Source organism: Photobacterium sp. 53610 (genome assembly GCF_036409375.1).
GTDB lineage: Bacteria > Pseudomonadota > Gammaproteobacteria > Enterobacterales > Vibrionaceae > Photobacterium.
Genome location: NZ_JAXOFS010000003.1, coordinates 142548 through 156804, shown reverse-complemented (window position 1 = coordinate 156804; position 14257 = coordinate 142548). Strand labels below are relative to the sequence as shown.

The following is a 14257-nucleotide window of genomic DNA, read 5'->3' as shown; positions in this document are numbered from 1 at the left end:
AAATGATTACATATAAGTAAATTTACGATACGAAAGAATCATTGGAAATTTGAACTTGTTGCTTGATGATCAACTCTTTTCACTACACTTTATTGCAAAGTTTCGAAGATGAATCCGCTTTGTAAGCAATAAAATCATTTCATAAAGGAGGCTGCGGGCCTTTCAAAATCGCAACGGCCCCAGAAGCAGTGGTTTCCAAAAAGCGCGAGAAGCTGACAGGTTACAAAGAAACCCGGATCAAACATGAAGATCCAAAATCGACCATCGCGGCGCTGTAAGCGGTTTCAGTTGAAATCAAGACATGAAAAAGAGGCCGGATGGCCTCTTTTTTTCAGTCATGTTTGGTCAGCACACGGTTAATTCACAGTGCAGGTCTCCCTCGGCTTCACATCCACAAAAATCTCCACACTCAGTTGCTGTAAAGCCCTCATTTGCGAGCAAGGCACCTGAACCGCTCCCGTGAGATCAACCCTTCTCGAATACCTGCGGGGTTGCGCTTTCATCATGTCAATCACCGGGCTGATATCGGTGCCCTTAAACCCTTGTAAAGAAATTTCACTGACCCCTCTCAATGCCCTGAACACCGACAGATCAGTCACCTCGGTATGAGAAACATCAACCTTTCTTATGCGCTTGAAGGATGCCAGAGACGACAAGTCTGAGACTTTCGTATGAGACACATTGAGGTTCAGGAACCGATCCAAGGATGCCAGAGGCGACAAGTCTGAAACTTTCGTTCCTGACAAATTCAACCGATTCAATTTCGTTAACGCAGCCAGTTGTGTGATATCAGTCAACGGGTTGCCCGAAAGATCAAGCCCATACAAATCGGATTGATGTTCCAGCTCAAGCAAGTCGAGATGCGTAAGTCCCAAGTCAGAGACCCCGAGTGAACTCATTCGGCTATTATCCTTTAAGAAACTAAAATCATGAACCTGCGTTTTCCCGATGTTGATCGCCTTCAGTGTCGGTAACTGCTGAAAGATCTGACCATCACTTAGACCCGTCCCATAAAAATTCCCTTCCTGCAATCCAGTCAATTGAGGTAGTGCGCTAAAGTCAGTCAATAGCAAACTATCCTTGAGGCTTAAGTCCTCCAGCTTCTTGAGCACTGTGAATGCCGTCAGATCCGTCATCACCGTTTGCTCAACTGCAAGGCCGCTCAGGTTTGGCAGGTCTGCCAAAGGTGTGAGATCCCTAATCTGGTTTTTCGCCAGCACCTCAAAGTTTGTCAGATAGACAAATTGCTCCATGCCGTCCAACTGACTGATCCCCGCGTAATCAGGGCCACATTGAAGGCTCCTTAAGCCCCCGATATCATGAATTTTCGGAGAGTGAGATTCAATGCATTGACGCAGTTGCGGATCGATAATTTTATCCAGAACAATGTCTGGGTAAGGCTGTACTTGAATCGAGAATGTGGCGGAAGCGGTCAGTTCATCCCAGTCTCTGACCGTGAGTTTAAAGGTCAGAGTTTCTGCTTGCTCTCCATTCAGTTCGGGCAATCTTATTTTTAGAGGACTTTCAAATTGCTTCTCTCTGAAATCGGCTGCCGGCCCACTTTGCTGCTCTAAAGAATAAAAACGGATGCCACCAATCCCCGTATCTTGAGCCTGTACAAACACATTGATTTGCGCCCTTTCATGACCATCACTCGGAGAAATTGACACTATTGTAGGTGGTGTACTTCGATAGAAACTCAGATATACGATGCTGTCATGCTCTGTAATTTTGGCATTATTCTGAGGTGATTTAATAAAGCTGTAGACCCCTCTATACAAAGCATTCAGTGTCTCAATATCATCAATTTTTCCGTTATCAGATAAATCTTCAGACACACGATCCAGCCATTCAGCTAAGCTTTGTGAACTTTTATGCATTGCAACCATAGCAGCAGCCAGAGATAGCGCATAATCAGACTCAGTGCTGAAACTGTTAATCTTGCTCAACGGATCCATGAGATTCAGGGGTTCATTGTTGACAAGACCAAATACGCCAAATGCCCGGGACACATCAAGTGCAGCTTGTTCAACCTTGCTAACGTCCAGGGTTTCCCCTAAATGTTTTGCCCGGCGAAAAGCGAGCTCAGTAAAAGGGGTGATATTCAACGACGTATTTGTGGCTTTCATGTTTGTGACCGCACGCAGGGTCTGTTCTAACGATACAGTCTGTCCCGTCGCTTCGCTGACATAAGTGCCACCAGTAACTTCTGCAATGACTAAACCTTGATAAGCATGGGTGTTCTTGATTTGATACCGGCCATCCGATGCTGTCGTGGTTTCCCCAATCAATGTACCGTCTACCTGAGTAATTTTAACGGTTGCCCCCTGAATAGGTCCTTTGAAAGCAACCCCGGAGATCACAGGAGTCGGCATAACACGGACAACATACTTTTGACTGACACTCAAACCACCAGAGTCTGTGACCGTGAGCTGAAACTCAAACGTCTCTTTTTCCTCAGTTACAGGTGCACGGAACGTAATTGCCGCTGTATTTGTCCCCTCAAACTGAATTTCTGGGCCAAAAGTCTGCTGCCATCGGTATGTCAATCCCCCCCTGTCATCACTCACCTTTGGTGCAAATCTGAATTCAAAACCTTCAAATACATTTTGCCAGTCCAATTGTTCTAAGACTGGTGGGTTATTCCGGTAATACCGCTTCCGATCCACAATCACTTTGTTCTGCACTGAATCCAGAAAGGCGTTAATTGCTGTATTTAATCGTGTTAATTGCTGCTCATCCTCTACCTGACCATTGCCATTCAGCCTGAAGGCATTTACCAATTTGCCAAAGTCGATCCCTTGCGTCTCTGCCATTTGGGTCATTCCGGCAATCACTAACGCGTAATCCACATTAGCACCAGATTTTCCTCGATGTGCTGTATCCAGCAGATCAACCGGTGTCTCACGGACAATATCAAGATCCAGGCCCATTAAGATTGCGATTTGGCGGTTTGCCCATGCAATCTTTCTTGGTGAACGATCAATCCTAGTGGCACGCACAGCCAGCTCTGTCAGCGGCGTCACATTCATGACCGTTTCATTTTCTGATAGCACGCTAAGTGCACTCAAACTTTCTGTCAGTGGGGTCAACACGCCAGTTGCTTCGTCAACATAATTGCCCCCTTTGGCGTCAATCCGGACCACTCCCCGATAAGACGGATCCAGAGACAGCTGATAGAAACCTTTATCGTCAGTCACGGTTTCTCCTAGGTAATTTCCAATTTCATCGAAGGCTCTCACCCTTGCATGCGAAACAGGTCCTTTAAAAATCTGACCGCGTATCTGAGTCGATTCAGTTGCAGCAGGCTGCTTCTTCGATTGACCCTCGCCACTATTACAGGCAGTCAAAGCAATCAGCGACATGAGTATCAAAACTTGTCTGATTTTTGAAAATGAGATCATCATGATTTTCCATTGGCTGAGATGATTGAATCCAAAGTCTGCGCCTGAAAAACAGAAACAAAGCACATACAAAAAAACACTGTGCATAATATACAGAACATGAATGGTTATACAAGCAGTCACATATCGATATTTTTACGATACGAAAGAATCATTGGGATTTTGAACTTATTGCTTGATGCTCAACTATTTTTAATGCGATTTACTGCATTTATTTCTAAATGAACCCACTTTGTAAGGGATAAAATCATTTCAGAAAGGAGGCTGCGGGCCTTTTTAAGACCCAACAGCCCTGAATCATAGCGAGAGGAGATTTTATTCAGATAGCATTGAATGATCCTGCGCTTTCACCGCCTCGATCCGTTGGTACAGATCCGGGTGACTTTGCAGCCATTCAGGTATTTCACTGCCGTTGTCATATTCCATAAAACGGCTGAACATCGCAGCCATCGGCTCGGTCGTGCCATATTGCTTGATCATCTGCTCAGCCGCAAAACTATCGGCTTCACGCTCTGCGTCACGGGAATAGCCGGAAGAGGCAATAAAGACACCGGCACCAGTCAGGTTATCTGCCAGCCCGGAGCTTTCGCCGGTCAGCAGAGCTACCGAGACGGATAACAGTGTCGACTGAACCACAGCTTCCATCACATGCTGGTGATACACATGACCCACCTCATGCAGCAGAACACTGTCCAGCTCAGCCGGAGTCGTCGCCAGTTCCACCAGAGAATCCGTCACCACGATGGTGCCGTCACTCAGTGCAAAGGCATTCGGCCCTTTTTGCCATGAACGGAAGACAATCTTCGGCTCAAACGGCAACGGTGGCAGATTATCCTGAAGCAATGCAAATCTGTCCCGGATTTGCCATTGTTCCTGTTCGTCCAGCTGTGATGGCTTAAACAGATACTCATCCAGCGTCTCCAGCACGGCTTTGCCGATATACTCAGGAACCGCCTTGGGCAGCATCCGGGCCATCGTATGGCTGGCAGCCGGAATACCATAACGGTATGTGCCTGCCCCCAATGCAATCAGAAAGACAATACTGACCACAATTGCCAGCCAGTGGCGTTCCAGCTTATGGAGCCACTGACTTTGCTTGCCCGTGTGCGCCTGAATCCAATCCGCCAGGATCTTGTTTTCAGCCGCTTTAAATAACCAGCCATCAGGAAATGTAATCTGAGCCGGCAGTCTGCCCAACGGTGCTGACAAGACCAGCGTATCTGCCGACCACTCACCGGTATGTTCACCACATCGCAGTGTCAGTGTGCCATCCGGCATCAGTTCCAGCTCAGCCGCCAGCCGCTCAGCACTGAGCGGCGGATGGCAGGTGCCCGCGATAATCATCCCAGACCCAGTTCAATATCAAAGGCAGCCGCGACTTCATCAGCAATCGCTGCGCCATCGTCGGTCAGCTCACCCTTCGCCTTCAACTGCGACAAGTCACCAATCACCAATGTATGATCAGCAAAGTAGTGTGAGGTTCGGACCATGACCCAAGGGCGCGCCAGACCCAGCGAAAAGACCTGAGCCAGGAAATTAGTCACCGTCAACGAGAGGAATCCACCAGTCGTCAGAGTAGAAGAAAAGCCATATTCTGGCTCACCTTCAACCTTCATTTGAGCAAAGGTATAATTCCGGGCCCGAACCTGAATAAATGCAGAAACCAGTACCATCAGCAGAACCATACAAGCCATACCGCCCATGCCACCCACAGCGCCCAAGATTTGACCGAATCCACTGTCCATCTGACCAGAACTGACAGAGACCATCGCGCCCATACCTGCAACAATTGCAATCACACCAAACACCGCGATGAAAATTCCGATTCCCAGCAAAGCAGCAAACAAGACCGTTTTCACAAAGAATCCAGTACTGATTTCCGCGCTGAACTGACGATCACCATACTGATAGCCGTTCGCAAAATAACGGGTAATCGAAGCTGTTACATTCGCAAAAATAAAGATATAAGCAGCAAAAGACAGAATGATAAACAGAACCGAGGCAACAATTGACGTATCCCTCACAGCCCCGGCAGCAATTAACAGAATGACCAGCGGAATCGACGAGAACAAGCCGCAGCCCAGCATCGCCCAATAGGCGCCTTTCAGAGATCCGTTGAAATTAAAACGCACGTTGCGGTAACTGGTCATCCGGGCATCAAAACGGGCATTGTTACGGGCCAGTAAGGGAGAAAATCCCACAAACACCAGCATCAGAAGCGAAGCGATAACTGGCATAAAATTACTGGCTACCGCCCAAACCAGAACGCAGACTGAAGCAATCAACCGGCCAATCAGAATCTGCTTCGGAGTGGCATGATAATCAAAGCGATCCCCATCCAGCTCCAGGTTCCCGTGAAAATATTTTTTTGTCCTTACTTTCGCCCAGGCTGAATAGATTCCCAGGGTCACGATACTGAGCAAAATATTGACAATCCAGATGCCGAAGAACTCGCCACCCTTGCCATGAAATACAACCTTATTATTCATTATGATGTGTCCTAATTATCTGCAAGCATTAAGAAAAATCAGTTTTTCAAATGCACTGAGAATGTGCAAAATTCACCGGGCCAATATACCGCAGCACAATGCAATCAGCAGCATAAAGTTTTGCCGGTCTCCGGTTAATAAGGCGACATCCTGCTCTTATTCATGTCGGTGAATAATCTAAAATAGGTATCAGCGATTGATGATATTGAATTAAACGTTTTTACTGATTGAACAGGAAATCCCATACTGTGATCATCAACCGAGGATCACAGTATGAAAAAAACGATCAGCTTCGCCGTCATCCATTTCACCGTCGCGTTTACCGTCGCCTATCTGCTGACCGGCGACATGATTCTGGGTAGCCTGATTGCCCTGATCGAACCTATGGTCAATACCGTGGCTTTTTACTTTCATGAGAAAGTCTGGCAATGGCCTGCGCTGAAAAACTCACGTTTCGGTAAGCCTGCCAATAAAACCATCAGCTTTGCAGCAGTCCATTTCAGTGTGGCCTTCACGGTTGCTTACCTGATCAGCGGGAACTGGATGGTTGGTGGCATCATGGCACTGATTGAACCAGCCATTAATACACTGGCTTATCTTGCACATGAAACAGTCTGGCAGCGCAGAGAAAAACATCAGGAGAATCTCCGCTTTCAATGCGGACATCATTCGATCCTTCATTGACATAGTTGTGATTCGCAATTAAATTTAGTTGCAAACCACAACAAAATGGATCGTTCTAGATGGATGCACAAACTTTACGCCAGCTCTCCCGGCAACTGGTCCGTCAGCTCGGCATGCTCGACAGCCAGTGTGGCAATATGGACCTGACACCGGTTCAGGCGCATGTCCTGATTGAACTGGAAGCCCAGCCCTGCACGGTCAATGACATGGCGACCCGGCTGAACGTTGACAAATCAAATGCCAGCCGAACCCTGGCCGTTCTCAGTAATGCCGGACTAGTCATCTCCCGCCCGCATCCGGATGACAAACGCAGTCAGATTGCCACCCTGACCCCCGAAGGAGCGGCCCGGCTGGCGGAACTGCATCAACGACTGAATGCTCAGGTGGATGGCTTTCTGGCTCAAATGGATGTGGATGAAATCGAGCAACTGAGTCAAAGTCTGCAACGGTACCGGAAAGCCATGGTGATGGCCGGCAGACAACATGGCTATACCATCCGGCCACTAACCCCGCTGGATAATGCCGCGATTGCGGCTGTGGTGCGACGTGTCTCTGCGGAATATGGCCTGACGGCAGACAAAGGTTATGGTGTGGCGGATCCGACCCTCGACAGCATGAGTGAAGTTTATCAGCCTGCACGGCATGCCTACTGGGTGATTGAACACCAGCACCGGGTGCTGGGCGGCGGCGGTATCGCTGCACTGACCGGCACAGAAGACATCTGCGAGTTACAGAAAATGTACTTCCTGCCGGAGCTCCGCGGACGTGGTCTGGCACGTAAACTCGCAGTAAAAGCATTACGATTTGCCCGTGAACAGGGCTACCGGGCCTGCTATCTGGAAACGACCTCCAATCTTGTGGAAGCCATCGCACTGTACGAGTCCTTGGGATTTCACCATATTCAGGAGCCCATGGGCAGTACCGGCCATGATGCCTGTGAAATCCGAATGGTGAAGTGGTTTTGACCCGGCAGGTTGAGTATTCACTTTTTCTTTCATTCAATGCTGCCACTGTCGGCAGCATTGATGGTGAGCCTGATTCCGGTGATCTTTTTCTCAGCCAACCATTTCAATCTGGGCTGCGGATACACGCTCCCTTTCAATTTGTCGCAGTTCTCCGACGATCATAATGTGTTCAAAGTAAAATTTATGTCTGCTCGCGAACAACCAAGGCATGGCAAGTCCAAAAGTAAAGATGAAAGAATATAAACAACTAAAGCAATGCAGAAATATATGCCACCCGCTGGCGGTAGACACAAATTTAAAATCATCGATTCCATCCACTCGAATCTTGTCAAAATAACGACGCCGATAATCTGCTGCATATGAGATACAAAATGATAGAATCAAAACAAACGCAAAGACAAATGACAACATCTTCCAGAAATCATCGCCAGACATCCAATAAATAAACCCACTCAGGGCAATCGCCACAAAAAAATACTTCACGGATATAAATGCACTGAGCACTGATTGAAAGATATCTTTTTCAGAGATTGTAGTCTTCAGGCAATAATTACCGTACTCGTAGTGATTGATAATATAACGTGCTTTTTCCACCACAAAAACGACAATCAACAGTATCATAGACAGGAAAGCACAACCATAAAGACCATAGCTGAGAATTTCATTTGTTCTTTGAATTTGAAAACCTGAGTACATGAACCCACACACCAAAAACAAAAAGAAAACTATCTTCGGATGGAAAAAGAGAAAGTATGCACCCGACTTAGGTCCAGAGAAGTTAAACCTCTGAGAATTTAGACTCTTACCACCGACACTAATCTGTACACACTTATAATAAAAAAGCGGGATGCATAAGATAAATGTGACTGCTGAAATAATAAACAACTCAATCGATTGAACAGCAACAACGAACCAAACAAAAAGAACACCCCCAAGACCCAGAACATATTGTAATAGATCATATGGTGTAACATGATAATCAAACTTGAATGAACCGATTTTTGTCTGAGAATAGGTATATTGCATGATTTTTGGCATTGCCCATACCCAGTAAGCGCCGGAAGATATGAAAGTCAAAAGTATATCTTTAAATAAAATTTTAAGAAATTTCCTTAGCTCAATATCACATGTTATTTTATGATTCATGAACTACAGCCCTTATCGATGATTTTGTAATAATAAAAAGTCAACAAGGTAATCGGGTCTGAAAGTTCAGTGCAACTCGTTTAATTCACTTCAACTGACTTTAACTCTTTTATCAAACCTTGCTTCAATTTCCTGCTCAAACATAGGATCGCACTGACGTAGAGTCTTCATCGAAAAAAAGCTGGTCATGCCAGCTTTTTTCAATCACAAATTAAATCAAACGTCCGTTAAATCTGCGTACTGATCAGCGCCCTGATATCGCGGAGTGTCGTCTCTTTGAGCAATTTACCGTCTTCAAAGACAACCTGTAATAATCCTTGCTGCTCCTCTGCCTCCGAGACGTTGTCAAAGCACACCAGTTCACCATCAACACGGTCCACTTTGAGCAAGCCTTTTGCCGAACGCTTTTTGCTGTCAGTTTTTGGTTCTTTGAAAATCGCAACCCGCTGGTTACCTTTGACCACGCTGGTTGCTTTCACAGCTGAGCCATGGGTATCCCGTGTGACATACTGATAGCTGAATGAGCCAATGCCCAGCACCACCTTAGAGGCAAAACCTTTCTCCATGAGCCGTTGTAAAATCAGACGCTGACGGGTCAGCGTAATCGCATCCCCATAAATAGCACCGATATGTTCATCCAGCAGCTTGTAACCTTTGTCGGTGACAGTCCCACCAAACGTGTCCCACAGGCACTCAATTAATCCCTTGATTTCACATGGCTGAAGCGGCAGAGTTTCGCCATCAACAACCCCATAATATTCACCCTGCCAGCGATACGCTTCGAAACCTTCGCGCATTGCCGCTTGCTCAGCTTCCTGTTGTGAATGAACCAGCTCACTATATTCGGATACCGGCGATAAACGATATCCGGTCAGAATTTTCACCGGATCGCCTGAGTCCGGGCGGATCACCACAGTACCATCGCGAGACATAATTTCTTCTTTAAGTTCAGGCAGATATTCCGTGACCAGCTTCCAGAAGTCCCAGGTATCTGAAACCACGCTGAGAATGCCCGTCGGTGACTGTTCACGCATCAGGTAACGGAAAAACTCAATTTCGCCTTCGAGGATCCAGGAACAGGTAACCGAGTGCTCCGTGGCATCGACCGAGCAGCCCACCAGCTCTTCGTCTACATTCGCGCCATAGTATTTTTCTGCAAAGAGCACCGCAGGAATGGTGTCGGTTCCTACCAGGCCCGATGCCAGATGCCCAAAGCCGCTCATCGCCGCCGCGTGTTTCCCGAACATACCGCGAAAGCTAAAATCATGGCCTTGAAATGGCACGATCTCCGCCGGCAGCCCGGTTTTTTCCGCAAATTCCCGAAAGACTTTCAGGTAAGCCACAGAAGTGGTGGCACTGGTCTGAATCGGCCAGTTTTCACAGCTGAGAACGGTCTCAATCATATTGGTGAGCCACTCAAAACCGGGCTTGGTGTTCACAATGGTGATTGGCGGCACCTGATAGGGCACCAGGGTGCCTTCCGGTAAGGCTTTCACTCTTAACGGCAGGTAGCCCAGGTCGTGCAACGCTTCCAGATAACTGACATCCACGGGATAGCCCAGCATGGCACTCATAATCCGTCTGTGGTTTGCCACAGCGCTCTCTTTGTCCGCCTCAAAGAAGGCCTGCCACTCTTCCTGCAGATAACTTTTGATAAAGTATTGCAGGCCGACAAAGGCCACTTTGTCGTTATTTTCCACGTTGCTTAACTTGCCGCTGCGGGACGTATAGTTCGCATAGACTTCTGTGACATCCGGGTGGTAAGCACGGCTGTGAAATTCTTTATAAACATCTTTCTGCATGCTGGCTGCGGTAATCGTCATGGGGTACTCCTTACAGTTCAATCATTTCCAGTTGCACATCGCTGTGCTGAATGAAATCCGCTTTATCACGGCAAGAATTCGTGGTGTAAATGGTGTCGATCAGGCCAGCAAAAACGGCCAGCCCCTGAGAAAAGATGCCGTGGGTCACATAGAGAGCAATGGACTTAGCCCCCTGCGCTTTCAGTACTTTCGCCAGTTCAATAAAGGTTCTGCCCCCATCACAGATGTCATCGGCGATCAGCACATCTTTTCCGCTGACCTCACCCAGCACCTGGGTTTGAAGGATTTCACCGGTTTTCAGATCACGGACTTTTTGCGCTTGAATCACTTCAGGCTCACCGCCAAAGTGCTCCGCGATTTTGACCGTTTTTTTGCTTGCGCCTGCATCCGGCGAAATCAATGTGAGTGCGCCGCTGCTCAGCTGTTGTCGCAGTTGCGGAAACTGTTCAATCAGGTTGACTTGGGCTATATTTTCGACTCTGTCCAGTAACGCCGGCACCACCTCGCTGTGGGCATCCCACACGGTGACTTTATTCAGATTGAGCTGGTTAATCAGGGATGCCATGACTTTCGCGCCCAGCGCTTCACCGACCACACAGACCCTGTCCTGACGCGCATACGGGAAATACGGGATAAGCAATTCAATTGATATCCGTTCCATACACAGTCTTTTTAATGCATCAACGGCCATCAACAGACGCATTACCTGTGAGGAGTTCGTGACTCTGGCAATCACCTGTACTTTTTCGCTTTGAGCGAAATCCGATGGATTGAAACGGATGTGCTCTTCTCCTCCGGAAAAAGTAAAGGCTTCATATGCCACATCTTTTGTGTTTCCAGCGTATTCATAACTGATGACTTTCATATCCCCTCACAAATAATGTCCTTAAGACACAAACAAGGTAGCAAACAAAATCCCACCAATCAACAACTTTATGTCCTTAAGACACAATATCTGATTTCCTTATGTATGACTCCTCTTCATTTGCCTGATTAACAAGATTTCGTTATTGTGTCGAAAAGACACAAAATAAGATTGTCATGGCGCTTGATTACGATTTAAACCAATACAAAAACCCACTGTTCACGGTGGACAGCGTGCTGTTTACAATTTTGCAGGGCAGCCTGAAAGTTCTGCTGGTGAAACGGGCGAACGCCCCTTTTCAGGGACGGTGGGGATTACCGGGCGGATTTGTGGATGTCGACTCAGACGACAATACCGATATGAGTGCGCTGAGGAAAATCAAAGAGAAAACCAGCGTTGCACCACAATATCTGGAGCAGCTGCAGGCATTTTCCGGGATCAACCGCGATCCGAGAGGATTCAGCGTGACGCTGGTGTATTACGCTTTAATTTCCCCGCAACACGCTGCGACACAAATCGACGCCGTCGATGACGTCAAGTGGGTGGATCTGGGTGAACTGCCCGATCTCGCCGTCGCATTTGATCACAAGCACATCATCGAAAAAGCCAAAGAGCGCTTACAGCAAAAGGCCCTGTATTCGATGATTCCCGTCTATTGTCTGCCCGAACAGTTCACCATCGGACAGCTCAAATCGGCCATTGAAGCGATCATTGCCAAGCCAATCCAGCGTAAGAGCCTGGTGAGAAGAATTGAGGCCTCAGGGATGTTCGAAGCCCTGGATGAGAAAGTGAAATCCGGCGGCCGACTGGCACAGCTCTACAAATTAAAACCGGATGTCGATATCGTGCATTTTGAGCGAAATCTCAGCCTGTAGCCTGAGGTGATATCCGTTGGAAGCGGGAAAAAGACTTTCTCCCTGATCTTCATGATGATCGGTCGCACTAAAAAAATCCCCCGACAAATCGGGGGATTTTTTTGCCACAGATGGAATCACTCTTCGTCGTCTTCACCCGACTCGAAATAAGTGCCCCAGCCGTCGTAATCAATGTTGTATTTCTGTGCCAGTTCCACCAGCTTCAGAACCTGCTCATCGATCAGCTCAGCATCCAGTGTAGATTCCATCACGGCATCAAAACAGACTACTTTACCGCCGCCGTCTTCCGGATCCAGCTCAAGCTCTTCAGCATCCATCACTTCGTAGCCCATTTTAAATGCTTCTGCAGCAGCACCTTCCAGTTGCGCAAAGGTATCAGCGGAGAAGTGGTGCTCAATCGAATACAGCGCGTCCGGATCACTGCCATCTTCCAGCAGGGACTCGATAATCTCGCGAGTCTCTTCCTTCTGCTCTTCAATCAGTTCTGCGTAAGACATAGGGTCTCTCCAAGTAGGGTCTGACGACCTGAGTATGTACAAAATCGGCCGCCAATATGGCACGGATCACCATGAATTTCCATCTTCTCCCCGCCCTTTTCTTTCCCCGGTTTCATGACCGTTACCAGACCGGGCAATCCAGCACGGACCGACCGCGCTTTTTTCCGGCTTTTCAGCTGACTTTTACGATTGACACGAGCATATATAATTTCATATTTTATGGGTAATTATTCACAAATAACGTATTTACATACATAACGCAGCGATCAGTGTTCGCTGAAGTCATGAACACGAGGACGAGATATGGCATTTAATCTGCGCAACCGGAATTTTCTCAAGCTGCTGGATTTCACCCCACGCGAAATCGGGCACCTGCTGACACTTTCCGCAGAACTGAAAAAAGCCAAATATACCGGCCACGAGCAGCCGCGCCTGAACGGCAAGAATATTGCCCTGATATTTGAAAAATCCTCGACCCGTACCCGCTGTGCCTTTGAAGTGGCGGCTTTTGATCAGGGCGCCCGTGTCTCCTATCTCGGACCGTCAGGCAGTCAGATTGGTCATAAAGAATCAATGAAAGACACCGCCCGGGTGCTGGGCCGGATGTATGACGGCATCCAGTACCGCGGTTTCGGACAAGATATCGTCGAAGAGTTGGGGCAATACGCTGGTGTACCGGTCTGGAACGGTCTGACCGATGAATTCCACCCGACGCAGATCCTGGCTGACTTTCTGACGATGCAGGAACACATCCCGGAGAAACCGCTGCAGGAAATCAAATTTGCCTATCTGGGCGATGCGCGGAACAACATGGGCAACTCCCTGATGGTGGGTGCGGCAAAAATGGGGATGGATATCCGTCTGGTTGCGCCGGAAGCCTACTGGCCGGAAGAGACACTGGTTAAACAATGCCTTGAAATTGCAAAGGAAACCGGCGCACGTATCACCCTGACCGAATCGGTTGAGGAAGGCGTTCAGGGATGTGACTATCTCTACACGGATGTGTGGGTCTCGATGGGTGAAGCGCCGTCTGCTTGGGATGAACGGGTGAAGGATCTGCTGCCTTACCAGGTGAATTCATCCACGCTCAAAGCAACCGGCAATCCCAGCGTCAAATTCATGCACTGCCTGCCCGCGTTTCATAATGATGAAACCACCGTCGGGAAGGAAGTGGCAGAAAAATACGGCCTGTCCGGGCTGGAAGTAACTGAATCCGTCTTTGAGTCGGCACATTCGATTGTTTTTGATCAGGCAGAAAATCGGATGCACACGATTAAAGCCGTGATGGTAGCAACACTGGGCAGCTAGCGAACATCCAACCGGGCAAACGCTTGCGCCCCAGAAAAATGACGGTATAATCCTCCGCAATTTGTCTGGAGAGAGCAAAAAATGGCCCTGATCGCAATGCAAAATCTGCAGCGACGCCGCCGGTTCACGGCGAGCCGTGCCGTTTTTGTTTCTCCGAAACCGAATCCACAAGCCTCCTGATCTCAGGGGGCTTTTTTTTAC

The 14257-nt window shown here is 48.0% G+C and carries 11 protein-coding genes; 4 read left to right on the top strand and 7 right to left on the bottom strand.

Annotated features, from left to right (window positions below; all coding sequences use genetic code 11):
* Window positions 1-356: 356 nt before the first annotated feature.
* From SPK40_RS10625 to SPK40_RS10615, 3 genes are all read right to left on the bottom strand, one after another.
* Window positions 357-3407, bottom strand: a complete 3051-nt coding sequence (locus SPK40_RS10625; RefSeq protein WP_330960463.1) for a leucine-rich repeat domain-containing protein — start codon at window positions 3405-3407, stop codon at window positions 357-359.
* Window positions 3408-3719: 312 nt separating this feature from the next.
* Window positions 3720-4748: a M48 family metallopeptidase gene (locus SPK40_RS10620; protein WP_330960462.1), complete on the bottom strand. Its 1029-nt coding sequence runs from the start codon at window positions 4746-4748 to the stop codon at window positions 3720-3722.
* Entirely contained in the window at window positions 4745-5893 is a 1149-nt protein-coding gene (locus SPK40_RS10615) for a YjgN family protein (protein WP_330960461.1), read from the bottom strand. The genes SPK40_RS10620 and SPK40_RS10615 overlap by 4 nt, the downstream gene beginning before the upstream one ends.
* Before the next feature lie 273 nt (window positions 5894-6166).
* Here SPK40_RS10615 and SPK40_RS10610 point away from each other — a divergent pair, with 273 nt between their 5' ends.
* Window positions 6167-6577 carry a DUF2061 domain-containing protein gene (locus tag SPK40_RS10610; protein ID WP_248141464.1) on the top strand — a complete coding sequence of 137 codons (411 nt, stop codon included), beginning with the start codon at window positions 6167-6169 and terminating at the stop codon, window positions 6575-6577.
* A 59-nt stretch (window positions 6578-6636) separates the two neighbouring features.
* Window positions 6637-7542: a bifunctional helix-turn-helix transcriptional regulator/GNAT family N-acetyltransferase gene (locus SPK40_RS10605; RefSeq protein WP_330960460.1), complete on the top strand. Its 906-nt coding sequence runs from the start codon at window positions 6637-6639 to the stop codon at window positions 7540-7542.
* Between the two features lie 90 nt (window positions 7543-7632).
* On the opposite strand, the gene SPK40_RS10600 is transcribed toward SPK40_RS10605, so the two are convergent.
* From SPK40_RS10600 to prs, 3 genes are all read right to left on the bottom strand, one after another.
* On the bottom strand, window positions 7633-8688 hold the full coding sequence (locus SPK40_RS10600; protein ID WP_330960459.1) for a DUF898 family protein: 1056 nt from the start codon (window positions 8686-8688) through the stop codon (window positions 7633-7635).
* A 227-nt stretch (window positions 8689-8915) separates the two neighbouring features.
* On the bottom strand, window positions 8916-10511 hold the full coding sequence (locus tag SPK40_RS10595) for a nicotinate phosphoribosyltransferase (protein ID WP_330960458.1): 1596 nt from the start codon (window positions 10509-10511) through the stop codon (window positions 8916-8918).
* A 10-nt stretch (window positions 10512-10521) separates the two neighbouring features.
* Window positions 10522-11376, bottom strand: coding sequence for a ribose-phosphate diphosphokinase (gene prs / locus SPK40_RS10590; protein ID WP_330960457.1), 855 nt, complete (start codon window positions 11374-11376; stop codon window positions 10522-10524).
* 176 nt (window positions 11377-11552) lie between these two features.
* Between prs and SPK40_RS10585 the strand changes: the two genes are divergently transcribed.
* A complete protein-coding gene (locus SPK40_RS10585) occupies window positions 11553-12251 on the top strand; it encodes an NUDIX hydrolase (protein WP_248141469.1) in 699 nt (232 codons plus the stop codon).
* Between the two features lie 116 nt (window positions 12252-12367).
* Here the strand turns inward: SPK40_RS10585 and rraB are convergent, their stop codons facing one another.
* Window positions 12368-12748 (bottom strand): ribonuclease E inhibitor RraB, encoded by a 381-nt coding sequence (gene rraB, locus SPK40_RS10580; RefSeq protein WP_330960456.1) that lies wholly within the window; start codon window positions 12746-12748, stop codon window positions 12368-12370.
* Window positions 12749-13051: 303 nt separating this feature from the next.
* Between rraB and argF the strand changes: the two genes are divergently transcribed.
* Complete coding sequence (argF, locus tag SPK40_RS10575; protein WP_330960455.1) at window positions 13052-14056, top strand: ornithine carbamoyltransferase; 1005 nt, start codon at window positions 13052-13054, stop codon at window positions 14054-14056.
* Window positions 14057-14257 lie beyond the last annotated feature (201 nt).